Consider the following 21,261-nt stretch of genomic DNA (forward strand, 5'->3'; position numbering starts at 1 on the left):
CGCGGCCTCCGCGCGCAGCGCCGGCGGCTCGGCCGGCGGCACCCGCCGGGCGATGCCGGCGCGCGGCGCTCCGGAGTCGACCAGCGGCAGCAGCCCCGCCAGTTGCGCGGCGTCGCTGTTGACGAAGAGGTCGACACCGCGCCCGCCGCGTTCCTCGTCGGACGGCGCGGGCGTCCACACCGTCGTGTTCACCCGATGCCGCCGTCGTGCAGGCCACCCGCCGCAGCCAGGCTCGTGTCACGATGGCGGTATGAACCGACTTGCCGATGAGCAGTCGCCCTACCTGCTCCAGCACGCCTCCAATCCTGTGGACTGGTGGCCGTGGGGGGAAGAGGCGATGGAAGAAGCCGAGCGGCGTGACGTGCCCGTGCTGCTGTCGGTCGGCTACTCGGCGTGTCACTGGTGCCACGTCATGGCCCACGAGTCCTTCGAGGACCGGGCCACGGCCGACTTCCTCAACTCGCACTTCGTCTGCGTCAAGGTGGACCGCGAGGAGCGTCCCGACGTCGACGCCGTCTACATGGAGGCCGTCCAGGCGGCGACCGGGCACGGTGGCTGGCCGATGACCGTGTTCCTCACGGCGGACGCCGAGCCGTTCTACTTCGGCACCTACTTCCCGCCCGAGCCCCGCCAGGGCATGCCGTCCTTCCGGCAGGTCCTGGCCGGCGTCCACCAGGCGTGGACCGAGCGGCGCGCGGAGGTCGACGAGGTCGCCGGGAAGATCGTCCAGGACCTGGCCGGGCGCGAGATCTCCTACGGCGACGCCCAGGCGCCCGGCGAGTCCGAGCTGGCGCAGGCGCTGCTCGGGCTGACCCGGGAGTACGACGCGCAGCGCGGCGGGTTCGGCGGGGCGCCGAAGTTCCCGCCGTCCATGGTGATCGAGTTCCTGCTGCGCCACCACGCCCGCACCGGTGCCGAGGGCGCCCTGCAGATGGCCTCGGACACCTGCGAGCGGATGGCCCGCGGCGGCCTCTACGACCAGCTCGGCGGCGGTTTCGCCCGCTACTCCGTCGACCGCGACTGGATCGTGCCGCACTTCGAGAAGATGCTCTACGACAACGCGCTGCTCTGCCGGGTCTACGCCCACCTGTGGCGCTCCACCGGTTCGGAACTCGCCCGCCGCGTCGCCCTGGAGACGGCCGACTTCCTCGTCCGCGACCTGCGTACCGCCGAGGGCGGCTTCGCCTCCGCGCTGGACGCCGACAGCGACGACGGCACGGGCCGGCACGTCGAGGGGGCGTACTACGTCTGGACGCCCGAGCAGCTCACCGAGGTGCTCGGCGCCGAGGACGCCGAACTCGCCGCCCAGTACTTCGGCGTGACCGAGGAGGGCACCTTCGAGCACGGCGCCTCCGTCCTCCAGCTCCCGCAGCACGAGGGTGTCTTCGACGCCGAGAAGATCCGTTCCGTCCACGAGCGGCTGCGGGCCGCGCGGGCGGCGCGGCCCGCCCCCGGCCGGGACGACAAGGTCGTCGCCGCCTGGAACGGCCTGGCGATCGCCGCGCTCGCCGAGACCGGCGCCTACTTCGACCGCCCCGACCTGGTGGAGGCCGCCGTCCTCGCCGCCGACCTGCTGGTACGGCTGCACCTGGACGACCAGGGCCGCCTCACCCGCACCAGCAAGGACGGCCGGGCGGGCGACAACGCCGGGGTCCTGGAGGACTACGCCGACGTCGCCGAGGGCTTCCTCGCGCTCGCCTCCGTCACCGGCGAGGGCGTCTGGCTGGACTTCGCGGGACTCCTCCTCGACCACGTCCTGACCCGGTTCGCCGACGACGAGGGTTCCCTGTACGACACCGCCGCCGACGCCGAGCGGCTGATCCGCCGCCCGCAGGACCCGACCGACAACGCCGCCCCGTCCGGCTGGACCGCCGCCGCGGCCGCCCTGCTCACCTACGCCGCGCACACCGGTTCCGCACCCCACCGCGCCGCCGCCGAGCAGGCCCTCGGCGTCGTCAAGGCGCTCGGGCCGCGCGTCCCGCGCTTCGTCGGCTGGGGACTCGCCGCCGCCGAGGCGTTCCTCGACGGACCCCGCGAGGTCGCCGTCGTGGGACCGGCGCCGGCCGACGAGGCGACCCGCGCCCTGCACCGCACGGCACTGCTGGCCACCGCCCCCGGCGCGGCGGTCGCCGTCGGCAGCGCGGGCAGCGACGAGTTCCCCCTGCTCGCCGACCGTCCCCTGGTGGGCGGCGCCCCCGCCGCCTACGTCTGCCGCGACTTCACCTGCGACGCGCCGACCACCGACCCGGAACGGCTGCGCGCCGCCCTGAACGGCTGAGACGCCCGCCCCCTGCGGGCGGCGCACCGGGCGGACACGTCGCAGGACCGCCGGGTGCCGCTCTCCAGTCGTGAAGACCCTGTCGGCGGTGGTCGCGCGGGCGCCGGCCCGGCGGGCCCGGGAGAGGAAGACGTGCGGCTCGGGGGCGAACCCACCGTGGGTCCCGGGACCGTTCACCCGGTCGGGACGGCACGGGCGCGCGGGTGCGGCCCGGGGCCCGTGGGCGGCCGGGAACGTCACCCGTGCTGGTACGCCACCAGCGAGATCCCGACGTAGTGCGCGATGAAGGCGGCCAGCGTCAGCGAGTGGAAGACCTCGTGGAAGCCGAACCAGCGGGGGGAGGGGTTGGGGCGCTTGATGCCGTAGACGACTCCGCCGACGCTGTAGAGGAGGCCGCCGACGACCACCAGGACCAGCACGGCGATGCCGCCGGTACGCGTGAAGTCCGGCAGGTAGAAGACGGCCGCCCAGCCCATGGCGAGGTAGCAGGGGGTGTAGAGCCAGCGCGGGGCGCCGACCCAGAAGACCCGGAAGGCGATGCCGGCCAAGGCCGCGGCCCAGATCCCCCACAGCAGCCACCGCCCCTCGGCCCCGGGCAGCAGCAGCATGATCAGCGGCGTGTACGTCCCCGCGATGATCAGGAAGATGTTCGCGTGGTCGAGGCGGCGCAGGACGCCGTCCATGCGGGGGCTCCAGTCGCCCCGGTGGTACAGCGCGCTGACCCCGAAGAGCAGACAGGCCGTCAGCGCGAAGATGCCGCAGGCGACGCGTCCTCTGGAGGAGTCGGCCAGGGCGGTGAGCACGAGGCCCGCGACGAGTACGGCCGGAAACATGCCCAGATGCAGCCAGCCGCGCAGCTTGGGCTTGACCGGATGCGGCAGGGAGAGCGCGACCGGGCCCCGGCCGGCGGCCGGGGACTCCGTGTGCGCGTCGGGGGTGGACGCAGTCATACGCGGCATCGTACCTACGGAACCGTAAGTCCTGTCTCGGGGCGGCACCCGGTGCCGCGCGGGGGCGGTCGACGCGGGACGAGTACCCCGTCCCGCGAGGATCTCGCGGGCATCCGCAGCCATCCGCAGGGTCTGGCCCCGTAGGTAAAAGGAGTTTCAGCCGAACTCCACGTATACGCAAAGAATCACAGGGATAAGCAGAGGTGCGTGGCGATCCTCACTCCGCTCAGGTGTGCGGCCCTCTGGACAGATGGGCGCACGCGTCGGATGATCAAATGAGTGCGGTCGGCACCGGATGAGCGCTCCGGGGATCACGGGGCAGGCATCCGGGTCGCAGCCCCCACGGGGCCTCCAACAACACATCCCTCACCTAGGAGCAATCGTGGCGCGCGACATCGCGGCTTCCCCGGTCCCCACAAAGCACCAGGAGCTGATCTCGTGGGTGAACGAGATCGCGGAACTCACCCAGCCGGACGACGTGGTCTGGTGCGACGGTTCCGAGGCCGAGTACGAGCGGCTGGCCGAGGAACTGGTGGCCAAGGGCACCTTCCGCAAGCTCGACCCGACGCTGCGCCCCCACTCCTACTACGCGGCCTCCGACCCCTCCGACGTCGCCCGCGTCGAGGACCGGACCTTCATCTGCTCCGCGAAGGAGGAGGACGCCGGCCCCACCAACCACTGGAAGGCCCCCGCCGAGATGCGGGAGATCTTCACCGGTGACCAGGGCCTGTTCCGCGGCGCCATGCGCGGACGGACCCTGTACGTCGTGCCGTTCTGCATGGGCCCGCTCGGCTCCCCGCTCTCCGCCCTCGGCGTCGAGATCACCGACTCCGCCTACGTCGCCGCCTCCATGCGGACCATGACCCGGATGGGGCAGCCGGTCCTGGACGAGCTGGGCGAGGACGGCTTCTTCGTCAAGGCCGTGCACACCCTCGGCGCCCCGCTGGCGGCCGGCCAGGCGGACGTCCCCTGGCCCTGCGACACCACCAAGTACATCTCGCACTTCCCCGAGGACCGCGAGATCTGGTCCTACGGCTCCGGCTACGGCGGCAACGCCCTGCTCGGCAAGAAGTGCTACGCCCTGCGCATCGCCTCCGTCATGGCCCGCGACGAGGGCTGGCTCGCCGAGCACATGCTCGTCCTGAAGCTGACCCCGCCGCGCGGCGAGGCCAAGTACGTCGCCGCCGCCTTCCCCTCCGCCTGCGGCAAGACCAACCTCGCCATGCTGGAGCCCACGATCTCCGGCTGGACGGTCGAGACGATCGGCGACGACATCGCCTGGATGCGCTTCGGCGAGGACGGCCGCCTGTACGCCATCAACCCCGAGGCCGGTTTCTTCGGCGTCGCGCCCGGCACCGGCGAGCACACCAACGCCAACGCGATGAAGACGCTGTGGGGCAACGCCGTCTTCACCAACGTCGCCCTCACCGACGACGGCGACGTGTGGTGGGAGGGCATGACCGAGGAGCCGCCCGCCCACCTCACCGACTGGAAGGGCAACGACTGGACGCCGCAGTCCGGCACCCCGGCCGCCCACCCCAACGCCCGCTTCACCGTCCCCGCCGCCCAGTGCCCGATCATCGCGCCGGAGTGGGAGGACCCCAAGGGCGTGCCGATCTCCGCGATCCTCTTCGGCGGGCGCCGCGCCACCGCCGTACCCCTGGTGACGGAGTCCTTCGACTGGAACCACGGCGTCTTCCTCGGCGCCAACGTGGCCTCCGAGAAGACCGCCGCCGCCGAGGGCAAGGTCGGTGAGCTGCGCCGCGACCCCTTCGCCATGCTGCCGTTCTGCGGCTACAACATGGGCGACTACATGGGCCACTGGGTCGACGTCGCCAAGGGCAGGGACCAGGCCGCACTGCCGAAGATCTACTACGTCAACTGGTTCCGCAAGGACGACGAGGGCAAGTTCGTCTGGCCCGGCTTCGGCGAGAACAGCCGCGTACTGAAGTGGATCGTGGAGCGGCTGGAGGGGACGGCCGAGGGCGTCGAGACGCCGATCGGTGTCCTGCCGACCAGGGAGTCCCTGGACACCGACGGCCTCGACCTGCCCGAGGCGGACCTGGACTTCCTGCTCGGCGTCGACAAGGAGGTCTGGCGTGAGGAGGCGTCCCTGATCCCCGGCCACCTGAACACCTTCGGCGACCACACGCCCACCGAGCTGTGGGACCAGTACCACGCCCTGGTGCGGCGCCTGGGCTGAGGACGCCCCGCCGATTTCGCGGCCGGTCCGGCTGAGCCCTGATCAGCGATGTCGTCACGAAGGCCGGCCGCGAGGGGCTCCTCCCGCTCCAGTAGCTCGATGTCCTGGAGCACCGGGAGGCGCCCCGCCAGGCCGGGTGCCGCACAACGGCGTGCGGACCACCCGGCCCTCCTTCTGCACTTCCTCACCGGGGCGCGGGGAACCGCGCGAGCGACCACGACGCGCCCGGCACCCGCCCGCCGGCCACCGCCCCTACGGCGAGGGGGCGAACCCGCTCAGGCCAACGCGGTGCACCCGCTCAGGCCAACGCGGTGCACCCGCTCAGGCCAACGCAGTGCACCCGCGCGCCGCGAGTTCCCGCGGCTCCAGCGCCGCCGCGTGCGCGTCCATCCGCCGGGCGGCCAGGATCGCCGCCGCCGTGTCCGCGCGCGAGGCGGCGACGACCAGCGCGCGTCCCGCCAGGGTGTGCGCCCGCTCGTGCAGGGCGGCGAGGTCCGGTGCGGCCGGGGCGGCGGCCGCCGGGGCGCGGGTCGGGGCCTGCCCGTCCCGCAGCCGGGCCACCTGGCCGGCCAGCAGTTCGGCGGCGGTGTCCAGGTCGGTGGCGGGCGCCGCCGCGCGGAGTTCGTCGGTCACGGCGAGCAGCGCCGCGAGATGGCCGGCGAGCTGGATGTCCAGCGCTTCCGCGCGGGAACGGTGCGGGATGCCCGTGGGGCCGTCGGCCGCCGAGTGGACCGAAGGGGAGCGGATCGGTTCGTACATGGGAACGGCCTCCTTACTAGACAGAAGCCATCCTACCTTGGATTCGTTCTAAAGTTGAGTTGTGTACTACTGTGCCGGGAGTGCCGTCAGGGCTGGCTGTAACCGTCCAGGAAACGGCTGATCCGGCCCACCGCGTCCCTGAGGTCCTGGACCGAGGGCAGGGTGACCACGCGGAAGTGGTCCGGCTCGGGCCAGTTGAAGCCGGTGCCGTGCACGACCATGATCTTCTCCTGCCGGAGCAGGTCCAGGACCATCCGCCGGTCGTCCCTGACCTTGAACACCTTGGGGTCCAGCCGCGGGAAGAGGTACAGCGCCCCCTTGGGCTTCACACAGGTCACGCCGGGGATCTGGGTGAGCAGTTCGTGGGCCGTGTCCCGCTGCTCGCGCAGCCGCCCGCCGGGCAGCACCAGGTCCCTGACGGTCTGCCGCCCGCTGAGCGCCGCGACCACGCCGTGCTGGCCCGGCATGTTGGCGCACAGCCGCATGTTCGCCAGGATCGTCAGGCCCTCGATGTAGGACTCGGCGTGCGCGCGCGGACCGGAGACCGCCATCCAGCCGACCCGGTAACCGGCCACCCGGTACGCCTTCGACATGCCGTTGAAGGTGAGCGTCAGCAGGTCGGGGGCGATCGAGGCGGTGGGGATGTGCACGGCGTCGTCATAGAGGATCTTGTCGTAGATCTCGTCCGAGCAGACCAGCAGGTTGTGCCGGCGCGCGAGGTCGGTGAGGCCGCGCAGCATCGACTCGTCGTAGACCGCGCCCGTCGGGTTGTTCGGGTTGATGATCACGAGCGCCTTGGTGCGGTCGGTGATCTTCCGTTCGACGTCGGCGAGGTCGGGCATCCAGTCGGACTGCTCGTCGCAGCGGTAGTGCACGGCGGTGCCGCCGGAGAGGGAGACGGCCGCCGTCCACAGGGGGTAGTCCGGCGCGGGGACGAGGACCTCGTCGCCGTCGTCGAGGAGCCCCTGCATCGCCATCACGATCAGCTCGGAGACGCCGTTGCCGATGAAGACGTGCTCGACGTCCGTCTCGATGCCGAGGGTCTGGTTGTGCATGACCACCGCCCGGCGCGCGGCCAGCAGGCCCTTGGCGTCCCCGTAGCCGTGGGCGGTGGCGACGTTGCGGAGGATGTCCTCCAGGATCTCGGGCGGGCACTCGAACCCGAAGGCGGCCGGGTTGCCGGTGTTCAGCTTCAGGATGCGGTGGCCGGCCGCTTCCAGCCGCATCGCCTCCTCGAGCACCGGGCCCCGGATCTCGTAACCGACGTTGGCGAGCTTGGTCGACTGGATCACCTGCATGTCCGCGAGCTTACGACCCGGTAACGACCTCCGGGTCGTGTTTTCCGACACGCGAGACGCGCCGGTTTGGGTGCCTGTGGCCCCCGAACGGCCTGTCCGGTCGCTCAGCCCGCACCGGCGCCGGGCGTGAGATCGCGCCAACACCCGTCCTGATACCGCTCCTTGTCCACCCGCCCCCCTCGCCTCACAATGCGCATGACAACGAGGTGGGCGGCCGGAAGACCTCCGGGCGCCCGCCCTCGGAAAGAGCAGCCTTCCGAAAGAGGGGACCCCCACATGAAGAAGCCTCTCCTTGCCGCGCTCGCGACCCTGGTGATCACCGGGGCCGGCGCGGCACCGGCGCTGGCGACCCCCACCGCCCCCGCCACCGCCACCGCACCCGCCCCCGCCACCGCACCTGCCACGGCCACCGCACCTGCCCCGGCACCTGCCCCCGCCGCCCAGGCCGTGACCTTCGCCGGCGCCGTCTCGCTCAGCAACTGCTCCGGCTCCGTCGTCCGCCTCCCCGCCTCCGAGGAGACCGACCCGGCGCTGGTGATGTCCAACGGCCACTGTCTGGAGACCGGCTTCCCGGCGGCCGGCGAGGTCCTCGTCGACCGTGCCTCCAGCCGTACCTTCGGGCTGCTCAACGCCTCCGGCACCCGCGTGGCCACCCTGCGCGCGGCCAAGCTCGCCTACGCGACGATGACCGACACGGACGTCTCGCTGTACCAGCTCACCAGCACGTACGCCCAGATCCGCGGCTCCTACGGGATCAGCCCGCTCACCCTCAACGACACCCGGCCGGCGGCCGGCACCGCGATCACCGTCGTCTCCGGCTACTGGAAGCGGACGTACGCCTGCAACGTCGACGGCTTCGCCTACCGGCTCAAGGAGGGCGCCTGGACCTGGAAGGACTCGGTGCGCTACACCTCCGCCTGCCAGACCATCGGCGGCACCTCCGGCTCACCGGTCGTGGACAACGCCACCGGCAAGGTCGTCGCCGTCAACAACACCGGCAACGAGGACGGCGGCCGCTGCACCGACAACAACCCCTGCGAGGTCGACGCCAACGGCACCGTCACCGTCCGCCAGGGCATCAACTACGCCCAGCAGACCTACCACATCCCGGCCTGCTTCGGCATCGGCAACAAGCTCGACCTGAGCCGCAGCGGCTGCACCCTGCCCAAGCCGTAACGAGCCGTAACCAGTGCCTTGGCGCGAGCCGTGGCGCGCGCCGCCTCAGCGGGGCGTGCGGCGCACGGAGCGTCCGGCGAGTACGTCCGTGCGCCGCCCGTCCTCGATCACGAACCGCCCGTCGACCAGGACGTGCGGGATGCCGGTCGGCAGGGCGCGCGGCGCCTCGAAGGTGGAGCCCGCGGCGACCGTCGCCGGGTCGAAGAGGACCAGGTCGGCCCGGTACCCCTCGCGGACCAGACCGCGGTCCGGCAGCTTCAGCCGGGCCGCGGGCCGCGAGGTGAGGTGGGCCACGCACTCCTCCAACGTCAGCACGCCCAGCTCGCGCACGTAGTGCCCGAGGTAGTGCGGGAAGGTGCCGTAGGCGCGCGGGTGCGGCTTCGCGCCCTGGAGGATGCCGTCCGAGCCGCCGGTGTGGACCCGGTGCCGCATGATCGCGCGGACGTTCTCCTCGTGGCCGACGTGCTGGAGGATGGTCGGCGCCAGCCGGTCGGCGCGCAGCAGACGGCGGGCCACGGCCCACGGGGTCTCGCCGCGCAGTCTGGCCGACTCCAGGACCGTACGGCCCACGTACCCGGCGAGCGCCGGGTCCGCCACGCCGGAGATCTCGATCGTCTCCCACTCCACCGGCACGCCGTGGCAGCCGTCGGAGCCGGTCTCCTCCAGGTGGTGCCGGACGCGTTCGGCGGTGTCGTCGTCGGCGAGGCGCTCCAGGACCCGCTCGGGGCCGCCCTCGTTCGCCCAGCTCGGCAGCAGCGCCACCAGGGTGGTGCAGCCGGGCGTGTACGGATAGGTGTCCAGGGTGATGTCGGCGCCGCCGGCCAGCGCCTCGTCCAGCAGGGTCAGCAGCTCGGGGGCGCGGCCCTTGTTGACGCCGAAGTTCATGGTGGCGTGCGCGAGGTGCAGCGGGCAGCCCGCCTCCCGGGTCAGCTCGACCATCTCCTCGTACGCCCGCAGCGCCCCGGCGCCGTAGGAGCGGTGGTGCGGGCAGTAGTAGCCGCCGTACGAGGCGACCACCCGGCACAGCTCGGTCAGCTCGGCGTCCGGGGCGTACATGCCGGGCGTGTACGTCAGCCCCGACGACATGCCGACCGCGCCCTGCTCCATGCCCTCGGCGACCAGTCGCCGCATCCGCGCCAGCTCGGTGCCGGTCGCCGCCCGGTCCTCCCAGCCGACCGCGAGCGCGCGGACCGTGCCCTGCGGGATCAGGTACGCGGCGTTGACCGCGATGCCCCGGTCGAGGCGGTCCAGGTACTCGCCGACCGACCGCCAGTCGAAGTCGACGTCGTCGCCGGGGCCGTTCCACCCGGAGATCGCGCGGCGCACCTCGCCCAGGGTGCGGTCGTCCACGGGCGCGTACGACAGCCCGTCCTGGCCGAGGACCTCCAGGGTGACGCCCTGCGCGGCCTTGGCGCTGTGGTCGGGGTCCCGGAGCAGCGCCAGATCGCTGTGGGCGTGCATGTCGACGAAGCCGGGGGAGAGGACCAGGCCCGCGGCGTCCAGTTCCCGGCGGGCGGCGGGCCGCCGGCAGCCCGCCCCGGCCGCCTCCTCGACGATGCCCGTGATCCGGCCGCCGTCGACCACGACGTCCGCCCGGTAGGAGGGGGCGCCGGAACCGTCCACGACGTCGGCGTCCCGGATGACCAGCTCTTCCATGTCCTTGGCTCCTGGTTCGCTCAGAAAAACGTGCGGACGTAGTCGACGACCGTGCCGTCCGCCTCGGTGACCGGGATGAGCTGCCACTTGTCGAACGACGTGCACGGGTGGGACAGGCCCATCCCGACCCAGTCGCCGACCTCCAGCTCCGCGGCCGGCGCCGTCCGGAGCCAGGCGTGCTGGTCGGAGAGGCCGGTCACCTCGACGCCGGTGGCGGGCCGCTCGGCGCCGTCGCCGCCGCGGATCACCTGGGCGAAGGGGAGGTGGAGGTCGTAGGCGGCGTCCCGCTTGCCCGCGTTGGTGAACGCCTGCTCGGGCGAGGGGCGGGAGACGACCTGGCTCCACAGGCGGAACGCGGGCTCCAGGGCGCCCTCCTCGGGCACCCGGTTGAAGGGAGTGATCTCCCGGTAGTGCCCGTCGTCGTGCGAGACGTAGGCGCCGGAGCGCAGCAGCTTCAGTACGGGGACGGAGAGCGCGGGAAGCTCGGCGAAGACGTCGGCCACCGCGTCGAACCAGGCGCTGCCGCCCGCGCTGACCACGATCTCGTCGAGGCCGGCCGCCGCGAACCGGCCCGCCGCGTCGAAGTCGGCGGCCAGCGCCACCAGCCTCCGCAGCCACGCGCGCACCTTCTCCGGGCCGGCGTCCGGCACCTCGCCCTCGTACCCGGCGACACCCGCCAGCCGCAGCGACGGGACGGCCTGTACGGCGTCGGCGACCACCGCGCACTCCGCCTCGGTCCGCACGCCGGTCCGGGCGCCCGCACCGGCGGCCAGCTCGACCACGACGTCCACCGGACGGGCGGCCCCCGCCTCCCGCAGCGCCGCGTCCATCAGTTCCACGCCGCGCACCGAGTCGACGTAGCAGAGGAAGCGGAACTCCGGGTCGCTGTCCTGTTCGGCGGCGATCCAGCGCAGGGCGGCGGCGTCGACCAGTTCGTTGGCGAGGAAGACCCGCCGGACGCCGAAGGCCCGCGCCACCCGCACCTGGTGCGGCACGGCCAGGGTGATGCCCCAGGCGCCGTGCTCGATCTGGCGCTGGAAGAGCCGCGGGGCCATGGAGGTCTTGCCGTGCGGCGCGAACAGGAGGCCGTGCCGGGCCGCGTACGTCTCCATCAGCCTCAGGTTGTGCTCCAGGCGCTCGGCGGACAGGGCCAGCACGGGCGTGGTGAAGCCGCCGGTGAACAGGTCGCGGCGCTGGGCGGTCAGCTCGCCGACGGTCAGTCCGTACGCGTCCGGCGGGAGGCCCTTGAAACGGTGGTCGACCCGCTCCTCCGCCAGCCGGGCGAGGGCGTCGGTACGGGCGTCCGTGCGGGCGGCGGTACCGGTGTCGGTACCGGTGTCGGTACCGGGGGCGAGGGCCATGGAGCCTCCCTGATCTGTTGCGTTGCAACTTGTGCAACACCCATTGCGTATGTCGCTCACTGCTGTCTAACATCTCGGCGAACGCGGGGTCAACGAATGCCGCCGCCGCGAGAGGAACAGGAGCCCATCCCATCGTGACCGCCGACGGACCCCTCGCCAACGCCCCGGACGACGCCGCGGATGCCGCGGCCCGCGTGGACGTCGTCACGCTCGGCGAGTCCATGGTCACCTTCCTGCCCTCCCGCCCCGGCCGTCTCGCCGACGTCCCCTCCTTCGACCGGGCCATCGGCGGCGCCGAGTCCAACGTCGCCTGCGTCCTCGCCGCCGCCGGGCACTCCGTCCGCTGGGTCGGCCGGGTCGGCGCCGACGGCTTCGGCGACCACCTCACCGAGGCGATCGGCTCCTACGGCGTCGACGTCACCGCCGTACGCCGCGATCCGGACCGCCCGACCGGGGTGTACTTCCGCACCGCCGGGGACCGGGCCACCGACGCGCACGAGGTGGCGTACTACCGGGCCGGCTCGGCGGCGTCCGCGATGTCACCCGACACGGTCGACCGGGCCGCGCTCCGCTCCGGCCGCGTCCTGCACCTGTCCGGCATCACCCCCGCGCTCTCCGCCGGCTGCCTGGCGCTGATGCGCGAGCTGACCGCGCGCCGGCCCGGGCGGCCGCTGCTCTCCTTCGACGTCAACTACCGGCCGGGGCTGTGGCGCGGCGCCGGGGCGGGCCCCGAGGTGCTGCTGGAGCTGGCCCGCGGCGCGGACATCGTCTTCGTCGGCGACGACGAGGCATGGGGGCTGGGCAGCCCCGAGGCCGTCCGCGCCGCGCTGCCCGAACCCGAGGTGCTCGTCGTCAAACAGGGCGCCACCGGAGCCACCGCCTTCCACCGGAACGACGCCACCTTCGTGCCCTCCCTCCACGTCGACGTCGTCGCCGCCGTCGGCGCCGGCGACGCCTTCGCCGCCGGGTTCCTCTCCGCCACCCTGCGGCACCTGCCGCCGCGCGACCGGCTGCGCCACGGCCACCTGATGGCCGCCGCCGTCCTCACCGTCCCCGGCGACCTCGCCGCGCCCCCCGCCCGGCACCACGCCGACCGGCTGGCCGCCCTGGACGACGAGGCGTGGGGGAGACTGCGACTCGGCCCCGGCTGGACCACCGGCACCGGCACGGACACGGACAGGGAGCGGGCCGAGGAAGAGGTACGCACCCCATGAGCCAGACCGTCGACCGCGCGCTCAGCATCCTGCCGCTGCTCGCCGAGGGCCCCGCCGACCTCGGCCGGGTCGCCGACCACCTCGGCGTGCACAAGTCCACGGCCCTGCGCCTGCTGCGCACCCTGCACGAACACGGCTTCGTCTACCGCCAGTCCGACCAGCACTACCGCCTCGGCGCCCGGCTGATCGCCCTCGCCCAGGAGGCGATGGAGAACCTGGACGTCCGCGAGATCGCCCACCCCCACCTCGTCCGCCTCAACGAGACCTGCGGCCACACCGTGCACCTCGCGGTCCACGAGGACGACGAGGTCCTCTACATCGACAAGGTGGAGAGCCGCTACCCGGTCCGCATGTACTCCCGGATCGGCAAACCCGTCGCCATCACCGTCGCTGCCGTGGCCAAGCTGCTCCTCGCCGACCTCCCCGAGAGCGAGCGGCGCGCCGTCGCCGAGAAGCTCGACTACCCCCTGTACACAGCCCGTTCGACACCCGGCGCCGACGCCTTCCTCAAGGAGCTGGCCAAGGTGCGCGAACAGGGCTGGGCCACCGACCTCGGCGGCCACGAGGAGTCCATCAACTGCGTCGCCGCGCCCGTCCGGGACGCCGGCGGCCGGGTGGTCGCCGCGATGTCGGTCTCCGCGCCGAACGTCGTCGTCACCGCCGACGAACTCCTCACCCTGCTCCCGCTGGTACGCCGCACGGCGGACGCCATCAGCGGCGAGTACTCCGGCCGGACCCCCGTGCAGAGCCCCGTACCGGCCCCCGCGCACAGCCCCGTACCGCCCTCCGCGCAGCCCCCCGCGCACCAGCCCGACAAGGAACGTTCATGAGTGACAAGACCGCCCTCGTCCCCGCCACCCACACCGTCCCGCCGGCGAAGTTCAGCCACGGCGTGAAGAAGGGCAACATCCTCCAGGTCGCCGGCCAGGTCGGCTTCCTCCCGCACGAGGAGGGCAAGGCCCCGACCCCGGCCGGCCCCACCCTGCGCGAGCAGACCCTCCAGACCCTCGCCAACGTCAAGGCCATCCTCGAAGAGGGCGGCGCCTCCTGGGACGACGTGATGATGATCCGCGTCTACCTCACCGACGTGGACCACTTCGCCGAGATGAACGCGCTCTACAACGCGTACTTCGAGGAGCAGGGCCTCACCGAGCCGCCCGCCGCGCGCACCACCGTCTACGTCGGTCTGCCCGCCGGACTCCTCATCGAGATCGACGCCCTCGCCGTCCTCGGCTGACGGCCCCGCACCTCACCCGCACGCCGTATCCCCCCACAGGCCGCGGCACGGCGCCCACCCCCCCCCGGGCGCCGTGCCGCGCCCCGCCCTGCCCGAAAGCAGCATGTGTTCAAGCAGAGGACCACCGCATGTCCCTCCCGTCCCTCCAGTTCGCCGCCGCCCCCGCCGAGACCCCACCGCACACCGGTGGCCTGCTCCTCCTGATCGACGGCACGGCGGGTCTGCTGACCGTCGCCGCGCTCGGCATCGCACTCCTGCTCTTCCTGATCATCAAGGTCCGGCTGCAGCCGTTCGTCGCGCTGCTCGCCGTCTCCATAACCGTCGGCCTGCTGGCCGGCCTGTCGGTCACCGAACTCTTCGGCACCGTCCAGAAGTCCGACGCCGTCTCCACCATCGAGTCCGGCATGGGCGGCATCCTCGGCCATGTCGCGATCATCATCGGCCTGGGCACCATGCTCGGCGCGATCCTCGAAGTCAGCGGCGGCGCCCAGGTGCTCGCCTCCCGGCTGCTCTCCCTGTTCGGCGAGAGGCGCGCCCCGCTCGCCATGGGCCTGACCGGCCTGATCTTCGGCATCCCGGTCTTCTTCGACGTCGGCATCTTCGTCCTCGCGCCGATCGTGTACGCCGCCGCCAAGCGCTCCGGCAAGTCGATCCTGCTGTACTGCCTGCCCCTGCTGGCCGGCCTCTCCATGACCCACGCCTTCCTGCCGCCGCACCCCGGCCCGGTCGCCGCCGCCGGACTGCTGCACGTGGAACTCGGCTGGGTCATCCTGATGGGCATCGTCTGCGGCGTCCCCGCCGTCCTCGCCGCCTGGGCCTACGCCGCCTGGATCGGCCGCCGCCTGTTCGTCGCCGTGCCGCAGGACATGGTCGAGGCCGCCGAGGAGGCCAAGGAGGCCGTCCTCGCCGAGCAGCGCGCGGCCGGCGTCCAGCCGAAGGAGAGCCCGGTGCCGCTGGGCACGGTCCTCGGCATCATCGGCACCCCGCTGGTCCTCATCCTCGCCGCGACCTTCTCCTCCATCGCCCTGGACCCCTCCACCACCCGCTCGGTGATCGAGTTCTTCGGCAGCCCGTTCGTCGCCCTCACCCTCGCCCTGCTCCTCGCCTACTACCTCCTCGGCGTCCGGCGCGGCTGGTCCCGCAAGTCCCTGGAGACCGTCTCCACCTCCTCGCTGAAGCCGGTCGGCAACATCCTGCTGGTGGTCGGCGCGGGCGGCGTCTTCGGCGCCGTCCTCAAGGGCAGCGGCGTCGCCCAGGCGCTCTCCGACACCTTCAACGGCGTCGGCCTGCCGATCATCGTGCTCGCCTACCTGATCTCGCTGGTGCTGCGGGTCGCCCAGGGCTCCGCGACCGTCGCGATCGTGACCACGGCCGGCATCGTCGCCCCGCTGCTCGCCGAGGGCGACCACTCGCAGGCGTTCGTCGCCCTCGTCATCATGGCGATCTCGGCCGGCTCCATCTTCGCCTCGCACGTCAACGACGGCGGCTTCTGGATGGTGGCCAAGTACTTCGGGATCAGCGAGCGGGACACGCTGAAGACGTGGACCGTGCTGGAGAGCGTGCTGTCGCTGGCCGGCTTCGCGGTCGCCGCCGTGCTGAGCCTCTTCGTCTGACGCCGGCCGGTCCGCGCGCGGCGCCGGGCCGTTCCGTATAACTCTTCGCACACCGTTGTGGGTCCGGCTGTGTGCGGCACAGGTTTGTCGACCATACTGCTCCGCTGTGGAGCAGCGCATAGGATCGAGCAGCCAGCCCCTGGAGGGCGCCGGGTTCGACCCGGCCTTCGTCCCCGGGCTCACGTCGCCCGCGTCCGGCCGGCCCGCGGACGCCGAACCGGCGGACGCGGCGCCGTCGACGGCCCCCGAGGACGGTGACGCCCCCGACGCCGTGCGGGCGGACGGGGCCGTCGCGTCCGCCGCCCGGAAACCCCAGGACCCCGAGGAGCCCGGAGAACCGGGTGAGCCGGGGGAGTCGGGGGAGTCGGGGGAGGAGGACCCCGACGGTCCCGTCTTCGAGGCGTCCGACCGGCGCGCCAAGGTGGTCGCCGACCACCGGGGCGTCCGGCTCGCCCTCGACGACCAGGAGTGCGAGTTCCGCTGGGACGAGATCGGGGCGGTGGAGACCGAGACGTCCCGCTTCGGCAAGCGGTTCACCGTCACCGTGCACACCCCGGACCGACGCTGGTACTACGTCGAGATCGAGGCGTCCGCGCGCGGCCGGTTCGCGGAGTGGGACGCCGCGCTGGACGCGGTCCTGGACACCTACTTCGACGACGAGGAGAAGCCGGAGGAGCGCGCGGAGGACGAAGGCGCCGGGGAGACCCGGGAGACCGAAGACGCCGTCACCGAAGACGAGTTGGAGAAGGACAAGAACCGGTCCGAGTAGCCGCATGGCGTGAAGATCCGCGCACGCCCCCTTGCCGCCCCGGCGGCTTTGGGCTTTCTTGACCTGCATGGCGGACACCACGGGCAACACCAGTGACCCCGGCGCGGCGAGCGCCACGGCTGCGGCGCCGCGCAAGTCCAGTTGGCGGCACATCGGCCCCGGCATCGTCGTCGCGGCGACCGGGGTCGGCGCCGGCGACCTGGTCGCCACGCTGATCGCGGGCAGCAACTTCGGCTACACCCTGCTGTGGGCGGCCGTCCTCGGCTGTCTGGTGAAGATCTCGCTGGCCGAGGCGTGCGGCCGCTGGCACCTGGCCACCGGCCGCACGCTCTTCGACGGCTGGGCGAGCCTCGGCCCCTGGACCACGTGGTTCTTCGCCGTCTACACCGTGGTCTGGGGCTTCGTCTACGGCGCGGCGGCGATGTCCTCCAGCGCCCTGCCGCTGCAGGCGCTCTTCCCGGACGTGATGGACCTCAAGTGGTGGGGCGTGGCCTGCGGCCTGGTCGGCCTGGCCTTCGTCTGGTTCAACAAGTACGCGGTCTTCGAGAAGGTCATGACGGTCCTGGTGGGCGTCATGTTCGTGGTCACGGTGTACCTGGCGATCCGGGTCACCCCGAACCTCGCCGACGCCTTCGCGGGCCTGCTCCCCGTCCTGCCCGACGAGAAGGACTCCGTCCTCAACACCCTCGGCCTGATCGGCGGCGTCGGCGGCACCATCACGCTGGCCGCCTACGGCTACTGGGTCAACGCCAAGGGCTGGACCGACACGAGCTGGATGAAGATCATGCGGCTGGACAACCGCGTCGCCTACGCCACCACCGGCATCTTCGTCATCGCCATGCTCTTCGTCGGCGCCGAACTGCTGCACTCGGCCGGCATCGCGATCGCCAGCGGCGACAAGGGGCTGATCCAGCTCAGCGACATCCTGGCCGACGAGTACGGCACGGCCAACGCCAAGTTCTTCCTGATCGGCTTCTTCGCCACCTCGTTCACCTCCCTGATCGGCGTCTGGCACGGCGTCAGCCTGATGTTCGCCGACTTCGTGCACCGGCTGCGGGACCGGGAGCGGCCGGAGGCGACCGGCGAGAAGGTCGCCTCCGGCGAGCGGGAACGCTCCTGGGCGTTCCGCGGCTACCTGCTCTGGCTGACCTTCCCGCCCATCGTCCTGCTCTTCCAGGGCCAGCCCTTCCGCCTGATCATCCTCTACGGCGTCCTGGGCGCGGCCTTCATGCCCTTCCTCGCCCTGACCCTGATCTGGCTCCTCAACACCGCCCGCACCCCGCGCGAGTGGCGCAACGGATGGCTGAGCAACGCCATGCTCCTCGTCGCCGGCCTGCTCTTCCTGGTGCTGTGCCTGAAGCAGATCCAGGACCAGCCCTGGTCGGAGTTCTTCTGAGGGCTGTCCCGCCAGGAATCGCGGGACGGCCCTTGGGCGCCGGTCGCTCAGTCCTTGGCGTACACCTCTTTCTGGTACGCCAGGTACTTCCTGGTCTCCTCAAGCTTCTTCGGCCCTTCGAACTGCTTCAGGTACTCCGCGGCCGTGATCGTTTCGATGTGCAACACGTACTTGGCCATTTCCTCGTTACGGGCCGCGGCGCGGAGCATTCCCTCGTCCATCGGCGTCCACTCGCCGCCGCTGACCGAATCCCGTTTCTCCACCGCGACGATCTCGTAGGGAGCGCCCTGCTGTGCGATCCAGCCGTTTTCGGCACCGGTGGCGCCCTTCGCGAGGTACTTCCGCTTGATCCGGATGGTGACCGCGTATCCGATCCGGGACTCCTGCGCGAACAGCCGCGCTATGGCGGAGTCCGTGGAGAACTCGATCAGTTTCGCGGTGTCCTCGTTGCGATTCGAGTTCACGTACTGCTTGACGTGCTCGGGGTCGGGTTTCGTGGCGTTCTCGGCGGGCGCCTGGAGCATGTGCGCGAGGTCGACGAAAGAGCCGCGGATCACCTCTCGCACAAGGTATTTCTTCTGTGTGGGTGTCACACCGCGCTGCAGGATGACTTCCTGTTCGCTGTTCTCGGGCAGTGCCGCGATGCCGTCCTCGGCGCTGAGTCCCGGAGGCGTGTCCTGGAGAGCGACCTGCCGCCCGGCCTGTTCCCCCTCGCCCGGCATCCGCTGGACGGGCTGGTGCGCGGCGCTCGCCGCGCTGCGCTGGGCGACGGCGGACGGGGCGGTCGCCCTCCCCGCGGCGTAGGCGTCGCCGTCCCGCTCGGCGGCCCGTTCCGAGTCCTGCTTCGGGTCGGTGACGGAGACTCCGGCGCCGTTGCTGCGGCCCGTCTCCGGCAGTCCCTTCAGGTTCTTGTCGACGTGGCTGAGTTCGTGGCCGATCAGCCTGTCGTCACCCGTGGGCGCGGAGAGGAAGATGTGGTGGCCGACGGTCATGGCCTGGGCGCCCATCGCCGCCGTGGCACGCTGGGCCACCGCGTCCCGGTGGACCCGGGTGGAGGCGAGCCGGTCGTTCTGGTAGAACGCCCCGGCCTTCGCCACGACCGACGAGGGCAACGACTCGCTCGGCGAGTTCATGGCGGCGGCCAGCAGGGCGCTCTGCCCCGCCGGGCTGCTGTCCTGTACGTGGTCGTGGCCGTGGTCGTGCTCCTCCTCGGCGCGCGCGACGGTGGCGCCGTCCAGCGAGCGCTGGACCGGGGCTTCCCGCGCCGGGTGCCCGCAGCCGTGACCGTGCCGGTGCTGGTCCGGCGTACCCGGGTGCCCGGCCCGCCGCAGCATCTCGACGACCGCCTGGTTCCCGGCCTGGCTCTGCGAGGCGAGCATGCGCTGCACGGCCGTCCCGGCGGACAGGGAGGCCGGGCGCGGCCGCTGAGGTGCCTGCCTGACCCCCGTGGTGGTGCTTTCGTCGCGGGCCAGGCCCATTGCTTTTCCTCCGGCACTCAAGATCGAACCCGTCACCTCACGTCTACCCGACGGACGATCTTGGTCCCAGGGCCGCGGGGGCAGACCCGCGGCCCTCCCGGGCGGCGGAGTGTCAGAGCCCGTGCACGTGCGGCCCCACCGCGTTCGACCAGGCGTTGCCGGCCGTGGCGTCCCAGTTGGTGGACCAGGTCATCGCGCCCCGCAGGCCGGGGTAGGCCGTGGCGGGCTTGAAGCTGCCGCAGTTGGTGAGCCTGGTCAGGCAGTCCAGGGCGGCGTTCACCACGGACGGGGCCACGTAACCGCTGCCCGCGCCCCGGGTGGAGGCCGGTACGCCGAGGCCGACCTGGGAGGGGGCGAGGCCGTTCTGGAGCTGGATGCAGGCCAGCGCGGTCAGGAAGTCCACCGTGCCCTGGCTGTACACCTTGCCGTCGCAGCCCAGCATCGAACCGCTGTTGTAGTACTGCATGTTGACGACCGTGAGGATGTCCTTCACGTTCAGCGCCGTCTGGAAGTAGCCGCCCGAGGTCGACTGCATGTCGATCGTCTGCGGCGCCATGGTGAGGATCATCGACGGTCCGGCCTTGGCCGAGAGCGCGCGCAGGGCCTGCGTCATGTACGTCGGGTTGAGGCCGTTCTCCAGGTCGATGTCGACACCGTCGAAGCCGTACGTCTGCATCACCGCGTGGACGGAGTTCGCGAAGTTGGTGGCGGAGGCGGTGTCGTTGACCGAGACGGTGCCCTTCTCGCCGCCCACCGAGATGATGACCTTCTTGCCGGCCGCCTGCTTGGCCTTCACGTCCGCCTTGAACTGGTCGACGGTGTAGCCGCCGAGCCCGGCCGAGTCCAGGTTGAAGGTGACGGCGCCCGGCGTCGTCGTGGCGTCCGCGAAGGCCACCGCGATGATGTCGTACGCGGCCGGGACGTCGGAGATCTTCTGGACCGTCGCCCCGTTGTCGAAGTTCTGCCAGTAGCCGGTCACGGCGTGCTCGGGCAGGGTGCCGCCGCCCCCGCCGCCCTGCTCCGCCGTGCGGGCCGGCACCGCCGCCGACTTCGCCGACTCGCCCGCCGCGTTGGTGGCCGCGACCTGGAAGGAGTAGGACGTGGCGGCCGTCAGGCCGGTCACGGTCGCCGAGGTGCCCGTCACCGCCGTCGCCCGGGTGCCGTCGCGGTAGACGGTGTACCCGGTGGCCCCGGCGACCGTGTTCCAGGTCAGCGAGACCGAGGAGGACGTGGTGCCGGAGGCGCTCAGCCCCGCCGGGGTGGCCGGAACGGTCGGCTCCGGGCCGGTGCCGCCGCCGCCGTCCGGACCGAGGACCGAGACGTCGTCGGCGAGATAGGCGGCCTGCCCGTACCAGCCGTGCGTGTACACGGTCACCGAGGTCGTCGACGCGCCGGTCCGGAAGGTCGTCGAGAGCTGCTTCCAGGAGGAGGAGTCGGGCGTCCAGGTGGACACGTCCGCGGTGCCGGTCCCGGTCGCGCCCAGATAGGCGTACCCGCCCCGCACCCAGGCGCTCAGCGTGTACGTCGAGTCGGGCCGCACGGCGACGGTCTGGGCGCACCGGGCGTTGTCCTGCCCGGCGGGCGTGGCGCGCAGCGCGGCGGCGCCGCCGTGCACGGGGGAGGAGACGGTCGCGCCGCTGCCCGCGGTACAGGTCCAGTCGCCCAGGCCGGACTCGAAACCGGCGTTGCGGACGTTGTTGACATCGGCGGCGGACGCCTGGCCGGCGCCCACGGCGGTGAGGGCCAGCGCCGCGGTGACGGCGACCGACCAGAAGCGGGCCAGGCGCCCGCGGTGTCTGCGTACGGGGTCCACTGGGGCCTCCGAAGGGGAGTGGGAGGGGAGGGGAGGGGAGGGGAGGGGAGGGGAGGGGAG

General features: G+C 72.2%; 16 protein-coding genes. 9 read left to right on the forward strand and 7 right to left on the reverse strand.

The window, feature by feature from the left end:
* The first annotated feature begins 250 nt into the window (after nucleotides 1-250).
* Nucleotides 251-2,278 carry a thioredoxin domain-containing protein gene (locus tag ABEB00_RS01310; RefSeq protein ID WP_345616879.1) on the forward strand — a complete coding sequence of 676 codons (2,028 nt, stop codon included), beginning with the start codon at nucleotides 251-253 and terminating at the stop codon, nucleotides 2,276-2,278.
* A 236-nt stretch (nucleotides 2,279-2,514) separates the two neighbouring features.
* On the opposite strand, the gene trhA is transcribed toward ABEB00_RS01310, so the two are convergent.
* On the reverse strand, nucleotides 2,515-3,228 hold the full coding sequence (gene trhA / locus ABEB00_RS01315; protein WP_345616880.1) for a PAQR family membrane homeostasis protein TrhA: 714 nt from the start codon (nucleotides 3,226-3,228) through the stop codon (nucleotides 2,515-2,517).
* A 382-nt stretch (nucleotides 3,229-3,610) separates the two neighbouring features.
* Between trhA and ABEB00_RS01320 the strand changes: the two genes are divergently transcribed.
* Entirely contained in the window at nucleotides 3,611-5,431 is a 1,821-nt protein-coding gene (locus ABEB00_RS01320; protein ID WP_345616881.1) for a phosphoenolpyruvate carboxykinase (GTP), read from the forward strand.
* A gap of 321 nt (nucleotides 5,432-5,752) precedes the next feature.
* Here the strand turns inward: ABEB00_RS01320 and ABEB00_RS01325 are convergent, their stop codons facing one another.
* Nucleotides 5,753-6,190: an SCO4983 family protein gene (locus tag ABEB00_RS01325; protein WP_345616883.1), complete on the reverse strand. Its 438-nt coding sequence runs from the start codon at nucleotides 6,188-6,190 to the stop codon at nucleotides 5,753-5,755.
* Between the two features lie 86 nt (nucleotides 6,191-6,276).
* Nucleotides 6,277-7,488 (reverse strand): pyridoxal phosphate-dependent aminotransferase, encoded by a 1,212-nt coding sequence (locus tag ABEB00_RS01330; RefSeq protein WP_345616884.1) that lies wholly within the window; start codon nucleotides 7,486-7,488, stop codon nucleotides 6,277-6,279.
* Nucleotides 7,489-7,764: 276 nt separating this feature from the next.
* On the opposite strand from ABEB00_RS01330, the gene ABEB00_RS01335 reads away from it, so the two are divergent.
* Complete coding sequence (locus tag ABEB00_RS01335) at nucleotides 7,765-8,664, forward strand: S1 family peptidase (protein ID WP_345616885.1); 900 nt, start codon at nucleotides 7,765-7,767, stop codon at nucleotides 8,662-8,664.
* A 45-nt stretch (nucleotides 8,665-8,709) separates the two neighbouring features.
* On the opposite strand, the gene ABEB00_RS01340 is transcribed toward ABEB00_RS01335, so the two are convergent.
* Both ABEB00_RS01340 and ABEB00_RS01345 read right to left on the reverse strand, forming a co-directional pair.
* Nucleotides 8,710-10,320: an N-acyl-D-amino-acid deacylase family protein gene (locus ABEB00_RS01340; RefSeq protein WP_345616886.1), complete on the reverse strand. Its 1,611-nt coding sequence runs from the start codon at nucleotides 10,318-10,320 to the stop codon at nucleotides 8,710-8,712.
* Between the two features lie 20 nt (nucleotides 10,321-10,340).
* Entirely contained in the window at nucleotides 10,341-11,681 is a 1,341-nt protein-coding gene (locus ABEB00_RS01345; RefSeq protein WP_345616887.1) for an amino acid deaminase, read from the reverse strand.
* 134 nt (nucleotides 11,682-11,815) lie between these two features.
* On the opposite strand from ABEB00_RS01345, the gene ABEB00_RS01350 reads away from it, so the two are divergent.
* The 6 genes from ABEB00_RS01350 to ABEB00_RS01375 all read left to right on the forward strand — a co-directional run bounded on the left by ABEB00_RS01350 (nucleotide 11,816) and on the right by ABEB00_RS01375 (nucleotide 17,910).
* Nucleotides 11,816-12,895, forward strand: coding sequence for a sugar kinase (locus tag ABEB00_RS01350; protein WP_345616888.1), 1,080 nt, complete (start codon nucleotides 11,816-11,818; stop codon nucleotides 12,893-12,895).
* Nucleotides 12,892-13,725 carry an IclR family transcriptional regulator gene (locus tag ABEB00_RS01355; protein WP_345616889.1) on the forward strand — a complete coding sequence of 278 codons (834 nt, stop codon included), beginning with the start codon at nucleotides 12,892-12,894 and terminating at the stop codon, nucleotides 13,723-13,725. Before ABEB00_RS01350 ends, ABEB00_RS01355 begins: the two co-directional genes overlap by 4 nt.
* Nucleotides 13,722-14,132 carry a RidA family protein gene (locus ABEB00_RS01360; RefSeq protein WP_345616890.1) on the forward strand — a complete coding sequence of 137 codons (411 nt, stop codon included), beginning with the start codon at nucleotides 13,722-13,724 and terminating at the stop codon, nucleotides 14,130-14,132. Before ABEB00_RS01355 ends, ABEB00_RS01360 begins: the two co-directional genes overlap by 4 nt.
* A 128-nt stretch (nucleotides 14,133-14,260) precedes the next feature.
* Nucleotides 14,261-15,745, forward strand: a complete 1,485-nt coding sequence (locus ABEB00_RS01365; RefSeq protein ID WP_345616891.1) for a GntP family permease — start codon at nucleotides 14,261-14,263, stop codon at nucleotides 15,743-15,745.
* A 106-nt stretch (nucleotides 15,746-15,851) separates the two neighbouring features.
* Nucleotides 15,852-16,514 carry a hypothetical protein gene (locus ABEB00_RS01370; RefSeq protein WP_345616892.1) on the forward strand — a complete coding sequence of 221 codons (663 nt, stop codon included), beginning with the start codon at nucleotides 15,852-15,854 and terminating at the stop codon, nucleotides 16,512-16,514.
* A 67-nt stretch (nucleotides 16,515-16,581) separates the two neighbouring features.
* Nucleotides 16,582-17,910 (forward strand): Nramp family divalent metal transporter, encoded by a 1,329-nt coding sequence (locus ABEB00_RS01375; protein ID WP_345616893.1) that lies wholly within the window; start codon nucleotides 16,582-16,584, stop codon nucleotides 17,908-17,910.
* A 47-nt stretch (nucleotides 17,911-17,957) separates the two neighbouring features.
* Here ABEB00_RS01375 and ABEB00_RS01380 read toward each other — a convergent pair whose 3' ends face one another.
* Both ABEB00_RS01380 and ABEB00_RS01385 read right to left on the reverse strand, forming a co-directional pair.
* A complete protein-coding gene (locus ABEB00_RS01380) occupies nucleotides 17,958-19,388 on the reverse strand; it encodes an eCIS core domain-containing protein (RefSeq protein ID WP_345616894.1) in 1,431 nt (476 codons plus the stop codon).
* 112 nt (nucleotides 19,389-19,500) lie between these two features.
* The gene (locus ABEB00_RS01385) at nucleotides 19,501-21,201 is read right to left on the reverse strand and encodes a chitinase (protein WP_345616895.1); all 1,701 of its coding nucleotides are present in this window, start codon (nucleotides 21,199-21,201) and stop codon (nucleotides 19,501-19,503) included.
* Nucleotides 21,202-21,261: the final 60 nt, after the last annotated feature.

The sequence above is a fragment of the Streptomyces ziwulingensis genome (assembly GCF_039542605.1).
GTDB classification, from domain to species: domain Bacteria; phylum Actinomycetota; class Actinomycetes; order Streptomycetales; family Streptomycetaceae; genus Streptomyces; species Streptomyces ziwulingensis.